Source organism: Engelhardtia mirabilis (assembly GCF_007748095.1).
Taxonomy (GTDB): domain Bacteria; phylum Planctomycetota; class UBA1135; order UBA1135.
In genome coordinates, this window is the sequence record NZ_CP036287.1 from 5629684 (window position 1) to 5646036 (window position 16353).

Genomic DNA, 16353 nt, shown 5'->3' on the forward strand with positions numbered 1-16353 from the left:
GCCGAGGCTGGGCGATTAGACGGCGGCAGGATGCCTATCGGTCGAACTGGATCCAAAAGGTCCCGGTGGCGGCCGGAAATCGCGCCCGTCCGTGAGCCTCAGGGCAAGCGCCGACGCCGCCCCTCGGCCCAGGCCGGGGGCAGGCAGAGCGCGCAGGCCACGACCACGCTCGGGCCCAGGGGCCAGTCCGCCCAGAAGGACAGGGCCAGCCCACCGACGGCGCCGGCGAACCCCAGCAGCACCGCCACGACCTGGAAGCCGCGCAGTGATCGGGCGACCTGCCGCGCTGCGAGGGGCGGGATCACGAGCAGGCCGAAGAGCACCACCGGTCCAACGAGCAGTGAGCCGATCGCCACGGTGATGCCGACCAGTCCGAGCCAGATCAACTCCAACCGGCGACGGTCGAAACCCAGGACCTGGGCCAACTCCGGGTCGAGCCCCACCAGCCAGAGCTCGCGCCCGAAGCGCGCCAGGAGCAGGGCGACCAGGGCATAGCTGCCCCCGAGCACTTCGACCGCGTGCCAGTCGAGGGTCAGAATCTCGCCTTTCAGCATGGCGTCGATGCGCTCTCCGCCGACGGGGGCCGACAGGGCGCAGAGGGTCGTCAGCGCGCTGGCCACCGCGAACAACACGGCCAGGCGGGCGGGATCGGCCCCTTCGCGCCGACCGAAGGCGTGCAGCAGGCCGAGACCTAGAGCGGTGCCCGCGAAGGCCCAGCCCAGCAGGTAGCCGGCCAGGGCGTGGGGGCTGTCGACCGCCTCGAGGGTGGTCATTCCCGCCAGGCCCACGTGCAGGGTCCACCAGGGTAGGACGGCGAAGCCCGCCGCGGTTCCGGCGGCGGCCACCTGGGGCAGGACCACCCCGTGGAAGGCCGAACGGCGCACGAAGAGCAGCGCTCCGACGGCCGGGCACAAGAGCGCCGCGAGCAGGGTGGCCACGATCGCCGGGCCGAACAGCTCCAGGATCAGGGGCAGGCTCATGCGGACGGCTCCCCGGCGGGGGCGATCGCCGCCAGGAGTTGGTCCACGCCGAGCTCGCGAGCCGTCGCGAGGCGCACCGTGCCGTCGCGCACGATGGCGATACGACCCACGTGGGTCGCGAGTCGCGGGAGGTCGTGGGACACGATCACGGCCCCGCGCTCCGCGTCGCGCACCAGTCGGCTGACCAGGGCCAGGATCCGATCCGCGGACTCGGGATCCACACCGCTGGTGGGCTCGTCGAGCACCAGGAGCTCCGGAGCGGCCACGAGCGCGCGGGCCAGAAGGGCGCGCTGCAACTGGCCGCCCGAGAGGGTCGAGAAGGGGCGCCGCGAGGCCGCGACGAGGTCCACCTCGGCGAGTGCCGCGACCACGGCCGGCGCGGACGCCGGCCGCGGCCGGCGCCAGGCACCGCGCGGACGCAAGCCGCCTTGGGCGACCAGCTCCGCGACTGTCAGGGGATAGAGCGAATCGAGCTGCTCGTGCTGGGTCACGTAGGCCGAGCGCGGCCTGCCGCTGCGCGTTCCCGCCAAGGGCTCGAGCAATCCGAGCAACCCGCGCAAGAGGGTCGTCTTCCCGGCCCCGTTGGGCCCCACGACGCCGAGCAGCTCGCCCGGCGCGAGGCTGAGATCGACCCCGGTCAAGACCGGCGTCGATCCGTAGCCCAGGCTCGCTCCGCGCAGCTCGATGAGTGGCGCACCCGTCACGGCGCGCGGCTCCCTTCCTCGACCGGTGCGAGAGCCGCCACGAGCGCCCCGACCGCGGCGTCCATGGACGCGATCCACGTGTCGGCTCCTTCGACGCCACCCGCCATGGTCGGAAGCTCGACGACGGCGCCACCGACTGCGTCGGCCACCTTCCGCACGCTGCGTCCGTTGGACCACTTGGCGGTCAGCACCGTGCGCACGTCCCGGTCGCGCATCAACTGGATCACCTCGGCCAGGTGCGCGGGGGTGGGCGGGATCCCGGGCTTTGGCTCGAGGACCGCCGCCGACTCCACCCCGGCCGCGCGCAGCAGGTAGTTGAACTCCGAGTGGTAGGTCACCACCACCTGGCCCGCCAGGGGCGCCAGAGCCTTGCGCCAACGGGCCTCGGCCACGTCGAGGCGCTCGATGTAGCGTGCGTGGCGCAGCTCGTAGTCCTCGCGGTGCTGGGGATCCACCGCCACGAGCGTCGCCAGGATGCGGCCCGCGAAGTGCCGACCAGCCGCCGGGTCGAGGTTGAGGTGAGGGTTGCCCTCGGGGTGGATGTCGACGCCGCGGCCGCGGTCCACTGCGTCGGGCACTTCGATCGCCTCGAAGCCCACCGACGCGTTGCAGAAGCCCGGCGCGCCGGGTTGGATGCGAGCGTTGCGCGCGCGCTCGAGGAGGCCCGGGACCCAGGCGTGCTCCAACGAGAGGCCGATCTCGAGGAACACGTCGGCACGGTTGGCCGCGACCAGGACCGAGGGCCGGATGGCGACCGAGTGGACGTTCTCCGTACCGCGGGCGATCGAGGTCACCTCGACCCGGTCGCCGCCGATCTCGGACGCGATCGAGCCCAGGTCCTTGACCGTGGCGAGCACGCGCAGGGGTTCGTCTGCGCCCGGCGTCGCCGCCGCCAGACCGGCGAGAGCGAGGTGGGCCAGTGCCAGGAGGATGGATTGCTGCTTGGTCATCGGATCACCAGTTGAGGCCGTGGGAGTGTGCGCCGATGAAGGCGGTGAACTGCAGGTAGACGCGGCTCGTGTCGCCCTCCAAGTCGCTATCGCCGAGCGTGAACCCCAGGCGCAGGCGACGGAACTCGGTGGCGTGGTAGGTCAGGTACGAGTCGAACTCCTGCGCCTCCAGGTTCGGCCCCTCGGGCAGCTCCGACCAGGAGTACTGCACGCCGGTCGACCACTGCGGGGACAGGCGGTAGTCGGCGAAGGCGAAGTAGCCCTGCACGCTGTCGTCGAACACGGCAAAGCTCTCGTCGCCGCTGTCGACGGTCATGTCGGGGTCGACCAGCTCCGCAGCCAGGTCGCCGTCGTAGACCAGGTACTCGCCGCCCAGGGTCAACCCCCGCAGGCCGGTCTCGTCGGTCCAACCGTAGGTCAGGTCGACGCCGAAGACCGAGTTCGAGAGACCCTCGGCGCTGGCGACCGGGTTGGCGTCGTCTTCCAGGTAGAAGTCCGGCAAGTGCCGCAGGGATGAGCCGAACTGCAGCACGCTGCTCTCCGACAGCTCGTGCATGAACGTCGCGCGGGCGGTGAGCGAGAACTCGTCCAACTGCTTCTGGCCCGGCGCCAACGCCTCGGGACCCGCCTCGCCGTCCTCCTCGCCGTGACCGTGTCCACCGGCCAGGCTGCTGAAGGCCGCCAGCGACAGGCGTAGGGGCGTGGCGTCGCCCAGGGGCGTCCACCAGTCGGCCTGCACGCCAGTGCCCGCCAACTCGTCGCCGAGGAACTCGCGCAAGACCAGCGGCCGCTCGAGGGTCCGCAGCTCCTCGGGGTGCTGCTGCATCTGCTTGCCGAAGTCGACGAAGAAGCGGCCGGCCTTGAAGGTCAGGTTCGAATCCAGGCCCGTGTACTGGACGGCGGCCTCCTCGACCGCAACCGTTTCCCCGCCTTCACTGGTCAGGACGATGTAGGCCCACAGGTCCGGGTCGACGTTGGCCGCGAGGTTGACCTCGATCAGGCGCAACTCGAGGTCGAACCCGTCGCCCGCGCCGTCGGCGTCGAGGTAGCTCGCGAAGCCGTCGATCGCCGCGCCGATGGCGGGATTGAAGTCGCTCGAGAAGCGGTCCGACTGGCCCAGGGACGAGGGCGGCGGCATCCCGGGCGATTGGAACGCAGAGCCCTGGGCCGCTGCCGGTGCGGCCAGGAGCGCGGGCAGGGTCAGGAGGAAGAAGGGACGCGGGACAGAGTCGGAGCGGTAGTTGTCGGTGTGCACGTGAATCGGGATCGCGGACCGCGGAGCGCCTGAGCGGCATGGGGAGCCGTGCGCGCACGGCGGTCCGGCTCGGTCCGGATGGCCCGGCCGCCTGACGATCGCGCAGCACAGCGTCTGGACCCCGGACCCGCACCGAGCAGCGCTCGATGGGCTCGCGGGGTCGACGACGTCTCAGGCGACCTGCGGTGGGCCGCGCTCGGAGCGCGACCGATCCCGAACGACGGCGTGGATGCCCGTCGACGGCCAGATCGGGGCCGCCATCCCCGCGTCGGACACCTTGGCCCTGACGATCGCGGCGCTCGGCAGCCCCAGGGCCAACTGACACAGGGCACAGGCACCGTCGGGAAACAGGTGCTCGTGGTCCGGGTCGTGGCGGGGCTCGACCCGTTCGCTCGAGGGTCCGCCGCGGACCGAGTCCTCGGCCGCGAGCGCGGCGTCGTGGGCAGGACTCGCGTCGCAGCCCGTGTGGCCCGAGCTACCGTGGCCCGAGCTCCCGTGGCCCGAGCTCCCGTGGCCCGAACTACCGTGGCCGGTCTCGCCCGCCAGCACGTGGACGAGCTGGTGTCCCGGCCCAGCGACGAAGACGCCCAGGAGCAGCAGGACGGAGAGGGTGCAGCGCAGGGCGTACCCCACGCGTTCGGATCGCGGAACCACGGTGCGACGATCTTCCCCGGGTTGGAGCAAAAGGTCAACCCACGGAGGATGGCCACGCCCGCCGGGATCTGGCCCGTCTCGGACCGCTCCCCGTTCTGGCTCGATCCGTCAGCCCCGCTCGGTGGAAGCAGCAGGTCCGGCAGCCGGACCGGCGGCAGAGGCCCACATGGCCGTCGGGGCCTCGAGCCCCGCTACGAAGTCCGGGCCGACCATCGCGTCCAAGAACTGCGTCATCCAGCGACCCACCGGGTTCATCCCCGACTCGCCGCCGCAGGACCAGGCGACCTCGGTTCCGTCCTCGACTGCGACCAGGTCGAAGCCTCCGGTGGAGTGGTACGCGCCGTGGTCGACGGCCATGCCGTCGCGGGCGGTCGCGACGGCGGTGAGCGAGGTGAACTCGGGCTCGCCCTGACCGTGCACCTCGCCTTCCCAGACCATGCGATGACCGACGGTGCGGGGAGCGCCCTCGAACTCCCACGCACCCTCGGGATCCGCCGCCGTCGACCAGGCCGTCCACTCCGGCCAGGAGTGCAGGTCGGAGGTCGTGGCGGAGAGGGCCACGGGGGCGGCGGGCACGACCGCGGTGCGCTCGACGTGGTAGTCGTCGGGCAACAGGTAGGAACCACCGACCAGCAAGAGGACGAGGAGGACGAGGCCGAACGGGAGCTTCCAGAACACGGAGCGAGTTCTCTCTCGCACGCGGAAGTCGCGGCCCGAGGGCCAGCGGCATGTCCGCGACGAATTCGCGAGCGGACGGTTGCGGCGACGGAGCTCGCCAGCGCCGACGTGAACGCGAGCAGTCGTGGCGGTGGAGGTGGCCGAGGCATGCGCCGGGGGGCGCTGGTTTGCGACCACGGGCCCGCGACCCCGCGTATCGTATTCGCGTGCGGATTCCGGACGGCGTGATCGACGCGGCTCGCGAGCACCTCGCCAGTTGGCTGCCCTGGGCCGGACCCGCCGCCGCCCTGGCCCTGGCGACGATCGTGCCCCTCGTGCTGCTCCCGCCGATCCTGTGGCCCGCGGCCCGCGCGGCGCGGCGCGCCGCTGGCGCGCCCTGGCAGGAGCAGGCTCGCCGCCGCTGGCCGCTGGCGGTCTCCACGCGCCTGTTGGCCATGGTCGCCGCAGCCCTCCTTTGCTTCAGCGCCTGGGAGATGGGCGGCCCCCTCGCTGCGACCGGCTCGCGCACGACGGCGGGCCTGGGCTTCCTCGTCGCCCTGATCGCCAGCATCGCGGCGATTCGTCTGGTGACGGCACGCCTCCCCGGGACGCCGATGGCGGGACCCGATTGGCTGCGGGGCCACGTCGCCCTGTGGTGCCTGATGATGGGCCACGTGCTGATCATGGCCGCGATGGCCCTGGTGATGCCCCTGCACTTCGGCCTCGGCGTGGCCCTGGTCCTCGCCGGCGGCGCCCTGGCGACGACCTGGTGGCTGCGCGGCGGCATCCTCGTCTTGCCGCGTCTGATGGGAGCGCTGCGGCCGGCCGACGCAAAGCTCGCCGCGCAGGTCGAGCGGGCCGCGCGAGAGCAAGGCGTCCGAGGCATCATGGTCTTCGAGCTGCGCGCGCCGATCGCCAACGCCTTCGTCGTACCGGCGCCGCGGGCGTTGGTCGTGACCGGTGCCCTGCGCGAGGTCCTCGACGCCCCTCAGCTCGGCGCCATCCTGGCCCACGAGGTCGCGCACCTGGGCGAGAGCCGCCGGCGCATCGCGCTCTTCTCCAGCCGCGTGTACGCCGTCCTGCCGCTGCCCCTGGCCTTGCCCCTGGGGGTGCAGTTCGGCGTCTGGTACTCGTTCTACGCGTTCGTTCCGACGCTGGTGCTGTTGATGGCCACGCGCCGGCTCCTGCGCAGCTTCGAGGAACACGCCGACCGACACGGCGCCCGGGCGCAAGCGGGCGAGGGCACCTACGCCCATGCGCTCGAGGCGCTCCACCGCGCGAATTTGCTGCCGGCCGTGATCGGCGACCGCCGTCGCCCCCACCCGGACCTCTACGACCGCATGGTCGCCGCGGGAGTGCAGCCACAGTTCGAGCGCCCCCTGCCGCCCTCGAAGTGGATGACCCGGGGCACGCTCAGCGTTGGCATCGCCCTGTTCGGAGCCGCGGTCATCGCGACCACGGCTGGCGCTGACTTCGCTGCGCGGGCCGCCCAGGCCGGGGCCTTCGACCCGACCTGGGCCCTGGCCCTGGGCGGTGGCGACCCGCGGGTCGCCGGACTGCTGGCCGAGCAGTTCGAAGCTGCCGGAAGGCACGACGCCGCGTCCGACCTGGGCCGCTACGTGGCCTGGGCGTCGCCCGACGAACCGTGGGCGGCCCTGTCATGGGCCTGCCTCGACGCGCCGAGCGAGCGTGAGGTCGCTCGCTTGGCCGCGGCGATCGAGGGACACTTGCGGCGGCAATCGCGGCAGGGCTGCTGGCAGGAGGCTGCTCTGGCAGAGCTGTGGCTCCTGGCCGGGGACTACGCGCGCGCGAGCGCGGCCCGCGATCGAGCGCTCGCGCTGACGGACCGGGCGGATCCGGACTTCGCCTGGATGGCGGCGATCCTCGGGCGGCTCGCCGACGGCCTCGGGGAGCCCGACCGCGCTCGCGAGTTGCTCGCGACGGGCCTCGCGCGCCGCGCGGCCGGCGCAGAGGCCGACGACCCGCGGCTGGCACTGGAGCTGGCCGACCTGGCCCGGCGAGTGGGCGACGCGGACCAGGCCGAGGCGTTGGAGCGCGTCGTCGAGCGCGAGGGAGCGCTGCAAGACCGTCGCGGCGAGCTCGAGCGCCTGCGGCGGGAGCTCGCCGGGCGCCGGTTGGGACGAATGATCGCGGCACCGTACGTCCCAGTACGTCCCAGTACGTCCCAGTACGTCCCAGTACGTCCCAGTACGTCCCACCGTACGTCCCACCGTACGTCCCACACCGCGCAGCTCAGGCCACGACTGGAACCCGCCGCCTGGCGCCGCGGCTGAAGATCCCCGTCAGGTCGTGCCCGAGCGAAAGGATCACCGGCACCAGGAACAGGGTGAACAGCGTCGACACCACCAGCCCCCCCACCAGGATCGACGCCAGGCCCTGGTACAGCTCCGCCCCCGCGCCACCGCCCAGGGCCAGGGGCACCATGCCGGTGACCGTGGTGATCACGCTCATCAGGATCGGCCGCAGGCGCGATTGAGCCGATAGGGACAACGCCCGGCGCTTGTCGATGCCGTCCAGCTCGAAGTTGTTCGCCTGGTGCACGATCAGGATCGCGTTGTTCACCACCAGGCCCGCGAGGATCACGAAGCCGAGCATCGACAGCACGTCGAACTGGGTCTCGCCGCCCGTCAGCGCGATCGCGGCCACGATCCCCACGATGCCGCCCGACAGGGCCAGGGGCACCGTGACCAGGATCACGCCGGGCAAGAGCCAGCTGCGGAACAGCGAGACCAGGAGCAGGTAGATGATCAGCACCGACAGGCCGAAGCCCGCGCTGAGCGACGAGAGGGTCTGCTGCAGCTTGTCCGCCGAGCCGCCGACGCCCAGGGAGTAGGCCGAGCCGAGCTCCTTGTTGAAGACCGGGAAGACGTCGTTCTCGAGGGACTCGATGGCCGTCTCCAGGGCGGCGTCGGGGGCCAGGTTGACGGTCAGCAGGACCGAGCGTTGGCGCTCGAGGCGACGGATGCTCTGGGGTCCGGTCGTGCGCGTGACGCTCGCGACCTCGCCCAGGGTCACCAGTCGACCGGCGTCGGTGTAGAAACGCAGGCGTTCGAGCTCCTCGGCGTTGGACACGGCCGTCTGGGCCGCGACCAGGTTGACCTCGACTTCACGGCCGCCCTCGATCAAGCGCGTGATGCGCCGGCCGGCCACGACCGTCTCGATCACGCGGCCGATCTCGGACACGTCAAGGCCCAGGTCCTTGGCCTTGCGCTCGTCGATCTCGACCACCAGTTCGGGCTTGCCGGTGATCAGCGAGCTACGCACCGGGGGTTGCACGCCGTCGAGGGCGCCGATGGCCCCTTGCAGCCGCGCGGAGGCGTCCTCGAGCACGGCGATGTCGGGCCCCGAGAGCTCCACCTCGAACTGCTTGCCCGGGTCGCGGAACAGCGTCGAGCGGATCGGCACCACGAAGTTGAAGCCCGGCAGGGAGAAGGCCGGACCGAACATGCGCCGGTGGAAGTCCGCGAGCTGGGGTCCGGTGCCGTACTGGTCCTTCAGCACCACGCCCCCGCCGTTGAAGCGCGAGGCGATCACCGCGAACATCCGCGCAGACTCCGGCTGCGCCATCAGGAACTGCTCGAAGGGCACGAAGTTGTCGCGCACCGCCTCGGGCCGCGTGCCGGGGATCGGCTCGGCGAAGAACATCACCAGGTTGCGGTTGCCACCGGGCAGGTACTCCGCCGGCGGGGTGAAGGCGAAGGCGAGCAGCGAGATCGAACCCAGGATCAGGGTCACGCCGAGCTTGAAGGCCGGGCCACCGAAGCGGTTCTGGGTCAGGCGGTCGAGGAAGCCGCCGTAGAGCCGGCCGACCAGCCCCAAGGACGCTGACTCGTCGTGCTCGTCCACCGACTGGGTCGCCTCGGCATCGTCCGCGCGACCGCCCTGGGGCATGATCAGAGCCGCGAGCACCGGCACCACCGTCAACGACACCACCAGGGACAGCACCACCGCCGCCGCGATCGCCAGGGCCATGTCGCCGAAGATCTGGCTGGCCTCGTCGCGCTGGATCAGGATCGGCACGAAGACCGCGACGGTGGTCAGGGTCGACGCCAGCACGCCGCCCCACACCTCGCGCCCACCGTCGATCGCCGCGCGCACGCGGCCCTTGCCCATCTCTAGGTGCCGGAAGATGTTCTCGAGCACCACGATCGCGTTGTCGACGACCATGCCGCTGGCGAAGGCGATGCCGGCCAGGCTGATCACGTTGAGCGTCTTGCCCGCCGCCAGCAGCACCAGGAACACGGCCGCCAGGGAGATCGGGATCGACAGGGCCACGATCAGGATCGAGCGCGGGCTGCGCAGGAACATCAACAGCACCGAGACCGCGAGCACCGAACCCAGGATCAGGTTGTCGGTGACGAAGGCCAGGGCCGCGTCGATGTAGGTGATCTCGCTGTAGACCGTCGCCAGGTGCAGGTCCACGTCCTGCTGGCGGAAGCGCTCGTTCAGCTCCGCGCGCGCTGCCTCGACCTGGCGCACGGTGTCGACCACGTTGGCGCCCGTCTGGCGCCCGACGCCGATGGCGATGCCCGGCTTGCCGTCGATCTTGACGAAGCTCGTGCGCTCCTCGTAGGTGTCGCGGATCTCCGCGATCTCGCCCATGCGGACCGAACCGGTCTCGGTGCGCGCGACGATCAGGTCGCCGAGCTCCGAGGCCCGGGCGGCGCGGCCGATGGTGCGCACGACCCACTGGCGCCCCTCGGTCTCGACCGTGCCCCCGCGCACGTTCAAGTTGCCGGCGGTGAGGGCGTTCGCGACCTGGGCCACGGTCAGACCCCGCGCGACCAGCAGCTCCGGGTCGATCCGCACCTGGATCTCGCGCTCCGCGCCGCCGGCGATCAACAGGTCGGAGACCCCGGTGACCCGCTCCAGGCGCGACTCCACGTCCTGTTCGACGATGCGCTGGATGAACTCCGGGTCGTAGGCCGACTCGCAGGCCAGCCACATCATGCGCTCGTTGTCGTTGGCGCTGGCGATCTGGACCACGGGCTCGTCGGCCTGCTCGGGCAGGCGCGGAACCTGGCTGAGCTTGTTGATCACGTCGACCACCGCGAGCTGGGTGTCGGTCGTGAGCGAGAACTCGAGCGTGATCGTCGACAGGCCGTCGGCCGAGGTGCTGGCCAGCTCGGTCAGTCCCTCGACGTTCTGCAGCACCTCCTCGAGCTCGCGCGTGACCTCCTCCTCGACCTCCAGGGCGCTCGCGCCGCGGTAGGTCGTGGTCACGTTGATGCGCGGCTCCTCGACGGTCGGCTTGAGCTGGATCGGGATGCGCGTCAGCGCCAGGGCGCTGAAGATCAAGAGCAAGAGGACGGCGACCGCGACGGTGTAGGGCCGCCGGACCGAGGCTTCGACCGGGTTCAACGCTCGCTCCCGTCGGCTTCGACGGCGGGCGCGTCATTGGGCGCGTCAGCCGACGCCGCAGCGGGCGCACCGCCCGAGGGCATCAGGGAGACCCCGGGGAAGGCCCGGTCGACACCGGTCAGCACCGCGTCCATGCCCGGCTCCAGGGGCGGACCCAGGGAGACCACGGCGCTCTCGCCTCCGGATGAGCCCAGTCGGCGGATCGGAATCCAGGTGGCGCGCAGCCAGGGCGTCGGCGGACCCGTGGGCGGCCCACTGGGCGGCTCCGCGCCGGGGATCGGCTCGGCGATGACGAGGATCTCGCCGCCGTCCACGAGCCGGATGGAGTCGTCGGGGACCAGCAGCTCGTCCTCGATCGGCGTCAGGTCGACCCGCGCGCGGGCGAACTGCCCCGGGCGCAGGCGGTCGAAGCCCTCGTCCCCGCGGGACAGTCGCACGAGGGCGCGGAAGTTGCGGCTGCGCTCGTCGGCCACCGGGATGACCACGTCGATCCGGGCCCCGATCGGCTCGGCGCGCAGGCCGTCGACCTGCAGGCTGACCGCGGCACCGCTCGACAGTTGACCCGCCAGCCCGGCGGGCAGCTCCAGGGCGACCTCCAGGTTGTCCAGGTCGATCAGGTCGAACACCGCCGCGCCGGTGGTGGCGAACTCCCCCTCGTCGAGCAGCCGCTCGACGACGGAGCCGGCCCAGGGCGCGAACAGCCGCGTCTCGTCGAGCTTGCGCTGGGCCAGGGCCACGCCGGCCTCGGCCACGCCGACCTGGGCCCGCGCGATGACCAGGTCTTCCTCGCGGGTGCCGGCCTCGGCCTCGGCCAGGGCCTGCTCGGCGGCGGCCAGGGCCCCGGCGGCGGCGTCGCGGCCGGCGACGTAGGTGTCCAGCGACGCGGCCGAGACGACCCGGCTCTGCAGCAGCTCGGACCCCCGCTCCACGTTGAGCTCCGCCAACTTCAGATCAGCCTGGGCGCTGGTGACGTCGGCTCGCAGGCGTTCGATCACCTCGCGCCGCGTGCCTGCCTCGGCCTTGGACAGTTGCGCGCGGGCGAGCAGCAGGTCGGCCTGGGCCGATTCGAGGGCCAAACGCTCGGAGGTGTCGTCCAGCCGCGCCAGCTCTTGCCCCGCCTCGACCCGATCGCCATCGCGAACCTGAACACTGGCGAGCCAGCCGGCCACGTCGAAGGCCAGGCGCGAGCGGCGCGCCGCGCGCACCGTCCCGGCCAGCTCGACCGAGGGCTCCAGGGTCCCCCGGCGGATCTCCGCGACGGTCACCGGCAGGACGAAGGACGGCGAACCGCCGCCCTCGGGAGCGGGCTCCGGTGCACGGCGCAACCAGTAGTAGGCGAAGGCCGAGAGGGCCAGGCCGAGGGCCAGGGTCAGGAATCCGTTGAGACGTTGCATGGGTCGGGGCGCTGTTCGGTGCGGGGCCCCACGTTCTAGGACCCGGGGCGGCATGTGACGAGTGCGCAGCGCCAGATCAATGGCGCTGCAGCGGGGGAGCGATCGGATCGGAGAGTTGGACTGGCCTCGATGCATCCGGGCGCGGGCGGGCCCGCCCCCACCCGCGCGCGCCCACGCCCTCAGCGCCCGCGCCTGGCGATCACCTCGGCCAGGGTCGCGCTGAGCTCCTCGAGCCGGAAGGGCTTGCCCACCACCGCGGTCGGCCCGGTGAAGCTCCCGTCGCCCGTCATCAGCTCCCCGCTGATCAGGAGGGCCGGAAGGTCGGGGACCGTCAGCCGAAAGGTGTCGATCAGATCGATCCCGTTGGAGCCGGGCAGGTTCTTGTCGACGATCACCGCCGCCAGGCGGGACGAGAGGAGCTTGAAGCGCTCGAGCGCCTCGGGGACAGAACTCGCGACCTCCACCTGGTAGCCCTTGCGCCCCAGGGCCATGACCGCGAGTTCGCAGATCATGGGTTCGTCGTCGACGACGAAGATCAGGCCCAGGCCGCCATCAGATTCGGCATTCATCGCAATCTCCTCCAAGGACGCCGACGGCGCCTCCTTCCCGCTGGAGCACAGCATGGGTTCTCGCGTGGGCAACTGTCCACCCGACCGACGATTCGCCGTCACCCGCGCGCCGGAGGACCGCCCCCAGGGCTGTGACGGTCACTCGAATCGGACCGACTCCAACCGCAGGCAGACGGGCTCGCCCATGGCGTTCAGGTAGGCGTGGTCGTCGGATCGCAGGCGCACGCTGACGATCGCGCGCCCGTCGAGTTCGCGAGGCAGGTCGAAGCGAGCCGGCAGCGCCGCCGGATCGTCCAGGGCCAAGCGTCCGACCGAGAGCTCGTCGACGAAGACCTCCATGCGGGCCCCGATCAGGGCCGGACGCCCCAGAACCTGACCGTCGATGACCAGTGTCTGGCCGGCCCGGCGCATGCAGAGCGACGCGTAGGGGGCCACGTTGCCGTGCTGGTCGATGCCGCCGGTCGCGGCCGCTGCGACCTCGACGCTGTCCGGCGGCACGTGGAATTCGGAGACGAAGGTCTTGCCCGCGACCCAGTGCTCGAAGGCCTCGATGTCCTCGGCCTCCCGTTCGCCGGCGGCAAAGATCTGGTCGCGCTCGAGCAGGGCACGGGCGCTCGGCTCCACGCTCCAGCCGGGCAGCAGGTCGCGCTCGTCGATCAAGGCCAAGAGACCCTGGGCCACGCGCTCGCAGCCGTGGGAGTTCCAGTGCCTGTCGTCGACCGAGTTCCAGTTCTCGGCGGCGTCGTTGAACGCGTTCGAGATCGAGGCGTAGCGCCCGCGCTCCATGTCCGCCGCCAACAACTGCTGCGCGCGCGCGGCGATCGGCCCCATCGATTGCACCAGCAGGTACCGCGCCCCGATCGCGTCCACGGCCACGACCAGCTCCCCGATCGCCTCGGCCGCGCGCCGGTAGCGCTCGCGGCTCTCCCAGTCGAGGCCCAGGTTGATGTGGTTCCAGACCGGCCGCGGAAAGGCCCCGCGCATGGCGTTGTTGCCGATACCGGTCTCGCCGCGCAGGCGCGCCTGGGGACTGAAGGCAGACATGGCGCCGGTCCCCCCCACACCCAGGCAATCCACGAAGTCGTTCTGGACGACGAGTTGGATCACCAGATCGGGATCCATCACTGCCACCTGACGTCGCAGGTAGGCGCACTCGGCCTGGATGTTCCAACTGCTGACGCCGAAGTGCAGCACCTCGAGCCGCGGCGTCGGACAGAAGGGACGCAGGAGCCGCTCCAGGTGCACACCGATGCGACCGTCGGCAGGGGCTCCGTAGCCGAAGACGTAGGAGTCGCCGAGCAGCACGATGCGCGTGGTCTCCGCTGGCTTGCGGATTTCGAACGGCCGCTCGCGCAGCCCCAGGCCATTGCTCGTGACGAGCGCGCCGAGGCTCTGCGCCTGGTCCAAGCCGGGCTGCAGGATGCGCCCGACCTCCGGGTCCAAGTGCGCCTCGTAGACGGCGTCGACCTGGCGCGCGAGCTGCTTCCCGACGACGGCGTGGAACTCGGGTTGGGCCAGGAAGGCCTGCACGACGTCGGTGCGCAGGCTCGGGTCCGCGACCACGGCTGCGAGCACCTCGCTCGGCGTGACTCCGATCCACTGAACGAGGGCCCTGCGCGGCACGAGGGGTCCCATGACCGCGATGGCCAGGACCAGGCCCAGGGCGCTCGCGGAGAGCCTGCGAACGATCCCGCCCAGCCGACCACCCGCGCCCCACGCCTGTCCGACCTCGGTCATGGCGGCGATCATAGCTCGACCCCCGCGACGCCTCGGCTACTCGAAGGACACCGACTCGAGGCGGAAGGTGATCGAGAGCCCTTGGGGCGAAAAGTAGCAGTAATCGTCGGCGACAAGGCGCGCCGAAAGGTACGGGCGCCCGCGCAGGGCCTCGGGGACGTCGAAGCGCGCGGGGAACGCGTCCGAGTCGTCCAGGGCGATCGAGCCGACCTCGACCTCGTCGACGAAGACCCGCGTGCGCGCGCCGGCCAGAGCCGGGTGTCCGAGGACTTCGCCGCGCACGACCAGGCTCCCGCCGCCCTGCGCCAAGCAGAAGGAGCCGTAGGGCGCGAGGTGTCCGCTGGCGACCATGCCGGCGGTGGCCTGGGCGCCCATCTGCCGGTCGTCGGGCGGGAAACGGAAGATCGAGCCGACCTCGCTCGCCTGCACCTCCGCGTCCAGCTCGCTGCGATCGGTCGACTCCCGCGCGCCGGCGTCGAAGATCAGCTCTCGCTGCGCGATCGCCTCGGCGTCGGGCTCGATCCGCCAGCCCTCGAGCAGACCCCGCTCCGCGATCAGCGCCGACAGGCCGGCACCGAAGCGCTTCGACGCCAGGGGATTGAAGTGCCGATCGTTGGGGGCGTTCCAATGCTCGCGCTGGGCCCTGAAGCCGGTCGAGACGAAGGCCAACTGCTCCGACGGCAGGTCGGGCACCAAGAGCTCGCGGACCAGGGGTGTCGCCACACCCCACATGGAGATGAACAGGTAGGGCACCTCTTGGATGCGCGTGGCCTCGGTCAGCTCCGCCACGGCCCGGGCGGCGAGGGCGTAGCGATGGCGGCTCTCCCAGTCGAGCCCCAAGACCATCAGGTTCCTCAGGGAGCTGTCGTAGTACCCGTCCAAGGCGGTCTCGCGCACCACCGACTCGCCGCGCAACCAGGCCTGGCTACTGACCTGGGCTTGGGTCCCGAAGCCGCGCACCACGGGCGAGTCCGCGAGATCGTTGAAGAAGGCCAGCTGCACGACCAGGTCGGGGTCCAGCTCGGCCAACTGGCGGCGCAGGTAGGCGCACTCGGCCTGGAGGTTCCAACTCGCGACGCCCAGGTGCAGCACCTCCAACCTGGCCGTCGGGCAGAAGGGTCGCAAGCGGCGCTCGAGCTCGACCCCGAAGCGATCCTCGGCGGCGATCCCGAAACCGTACACGTAGGAGTCGCCGAGCAGCACGATCCGCGTTGTGTCCGGCGGCTTGCTCCACGCGTAGTCGCGCTCGCGCATGCCGTGGCCGTTGGTGCGAACGGGCTGGCCGAGGTGCACTCGGTCGGTCAGGCGCGCCAGGTGGATGCGGCCCACCTCCGGATCGAAGTGCAGGTCGTAGATCGCGTCGACCTGGCCCGCGACCCGGTTCTCGAGCGCCTCGCGGGTTTCGGGCGCGTCGAGCATGACCTTGACCGCCGCCTGCTGCAGCACGGGGTCCGCGAGGATCAGCCCCACGGCCTCGTTGGGCGTCACGCCCACCGCGCGCAGCACCAGGCTGCGCGGGACGAAGACCGCAGCGACGGCCAGCGCCACGAGCGCGCCGAGCAGCACCGCCAGTGCGCGTCGGGCAAGGGGGTCGCGCGTTGTGTGGGGACTTTCGGCCATTGCTCCAGTCGCATCGCTTCGAGGTTCGGACAAGCCGGGCTGCCCTGGGCGTTGGTGCAAGCGTAGCCGTCGGACCAGGACCGCACACTCGGGTACGCCCACTCCCTGATCCGCGGCGCGAGCGCGAAGGATGCCGGAATCCCGTTGCCGCCGTCGAGGACGATCGAGGCGAGGTCGATCGGGTCGACCAGCGTCGCGTTCGCTCTCCGAACGGATGGACCCTTCCGGAGCTCAGCAATCAGCCTGGAGCCGCCGAGCGGCCGGCACCGCGATCAGGCCCAAAGGCTCGCCGAGCACCCCCCCGGACCGACCTGGTGGCGAATCAAGCCGCGCACGCGACTGGTGAGCCCATCCCCCGAGGGGTTGCAATGGACCCAGAACTCTGGGTCCATTGCCCCCCTCGGGGGATGGGCTCACCGGACGCGTACCGAGTGAGCTCCAGGTTCTGAAT

At 71.5% G+C, this 16353-nt stretch carries 12 protein-coding genes; 1 reads left to right on the forward strand and 11 read right to left on the reverse strand.

What is annotated here, in order from left to right; genetic code table 11:
* Positions 1-98: 98 nt before the first annotated feature.
* The 6 genes from Pla133_RS20715 to Pla133_RS26625 all read right to left on the reverse strand — a co-directional run bounded on the left by Pla133_RS20715 (position 99) and on the right by Pla133_RS26625 (position 5221).
* Positions 99-980, reverse strand: a complete 882-nt coding sequence (locus tag Pla133_RS20715; protein ID WP_145068804.1) for a metal ABC transporter permease — start codon at positions 978-980, stop codon at positions 99-101.
* Positions 977-1684, reverse strand: a complete 708-nt coding sequence (locus Pla133_RS20720; RefSeq protein ID WP_419191788.1) for a metal ABC transporter ATP-binding protein — start codon at positions 1682-1684, stop codon at positions 977-979. Before Pla133_RS20720 ends, Pla133_RS20715 begins: the two co-directional genes overlap by 4 nt.
* Positions 1681-2634: a metal ABC transporter substrate-binding protein gene (locus tag Pla133_RS20725; protein WP_145068808.1), complete on the reverse strand. Its 954-nt coding sequence runs from the start codon at positions 2632-2634 to the stop codon at positions 1681-1683. The genes Pla133_RS20720 and Pla133_RS20725 overlap by 4 nt, the downstream gene beginning before the upstream one ends.
* 4 nt (positions 2635-2638) lie before the next feature.
* Positions 2639-3889, reverse strand: a complete 1251-nt coding sequence (locus Pla133_RS20730; RefSeq protein ID WP_145068810.1) for a hypothetical protein — start codon at positions 3887-3889, stop codon at positions 2639-2641.
* Between the two features lie 171 nt (positions 3890-4060).
* On the reverse strand, positions 4061-4543 hold the full coding sequence (locus Pla133_RS20735; RefSeq protein WP_145068813.1) for a hypothetical protein: 483 nt from the start codon (positions 4541-4543) through the stop codon (positions 4061-4063).
* 108 nt (positions 4544-4651) lie between these two features.
* On the reverse strand, positions 4652-5221 hold the full coding sequence (locus Pla133_RS26625; protein WP_419191789.1) for an SRPBCC family protein: 570 nt from the start codon (positions 5219-5221) through the stop codon (positions 4652-4654).
* Between the two features lie 206 nt (positions 5222-5427).
* On the opposite strand from Pla133_RS26625, the gene Pla133_RS20745 reads away from it, so the two are divergent.
* A complete protein-coding gene (locus Pla133_RS20745; protein WP_145168484.1) occupies positions 5428-7494 on the forward strand; it encodes a M48 family metalloprotease in 2067 nt (688 codons plus the stop codon).
* Here Pla133_RS20745 and Pla133_RS20750 read toward each other — a convergent pair.
* From Pla133_RS20750 to Pla133_RS20770, 5 genes are all read right to left on the reverse strand, one after another.
* Positions 7454-10582, reverse strand: coding sequence for an efflux RND transporter permease subunit (locus tag Pla133_RS20750; protein ID WP_145068819.1), 3129 nt, complete (start codon positions 10580-10582; stop codon positions 7454-7456). The genes Pla133_RS20745 and Pla133_RS20750 overlap by 41 nt on opposite strands.
* Positions 10579-11976: an efflux RND transporter periplasmic adaptor subunit gene (locus tag Pla133_RS20755; RefSeq protein WP_419191790.1), complete on the reverse strand. Its 1398-nt coding sequence runs from the start codon at positions 11974-11976 to the stop codon at positions 10579-10581. Before Pla133_RS20755 ends, Pla133_RS20750 begins: the two co-directional genes overlap by 4 nt.
* A gap of 179 nt (positions 11977-12155) precedes the next feature.
* Positions 12156-12545: a response regulator gene (locus tag Pla133_RS20760; protein WP_419191791.1), complete on the reverse strand. Its 390-nt coding sequence runs from the start codon at positions 12543-12545 to the stop codon at positions 12156-12158.
* Between the two features lie 138 nt (positions 12546-12683).
* A complete protein-coding gene (locus Pla133_RS20765) occupies positions 12684-14282 on the reverse strand; it encodes an SGNH/GDSL hydrolase family protein (RefSeq protein WP_145068824.1) in 1599 nt (532 codons plus the stop codon).
* A gap of 36 nt (positions 14283-14318) precedes the next feature.
* Complete coding sequence (locus tag Pla133_RS20770; protein ID WP_145068826.1) at positions 14319-15902, reverse strand: SGNH/GDSL hydrolase family protein; 1584 nt, start codon at positions 15900-15902, stop codon at positions 14319-14321.
* Positions 15903-16353: the final 451 nt, after the last annotated feature.

Coding starts and splice junctions, on each gene's coding strand:
- Pla133_RS20765 (WP_145068824.1), bottom strand. CDS start 14,282: ATGACCGAGGTCGGACAGGCGTGGGGCGCGGGTGGTCGGCTGGGCGGG.
- Pla133_RS20760 (WP_419191791.1), bottom strand. CDS start 12,545: ATGAATGCCGAATCTGATGGCGGCCTGGGCCTGATCTTCGTCGTCGAC.
- Pla133_RS20725 (WP_145068808.1), bottom strand. CDS start 2,634: ATGACCAAGCAGCAATCCATCCTCCTGGCACTGGCCCACCTCGCTCTC.
- Pla133_RS20755 (WP_419191790.1), bottom strand. CDS start 11,976: ATGCAACGTCTCAACGGATTCCTGACCCTGGCCCTCGGCCTGGCCCTC.
- Pla133_RS20770 (WP_145068826.1), bottom strand. CDS start 15,902: ATGGCCGAAAGTCCCCACACAACGCGCGACCCCCTTGCCCGACGCGCA.
- Pla133_RS20715 (WP_145068804.1), bottom strand. CDS start 980: ATGAGCCTGCCCCTGATCCTGGAGCTGTTCGGCCCGGCGATCGTGGCC.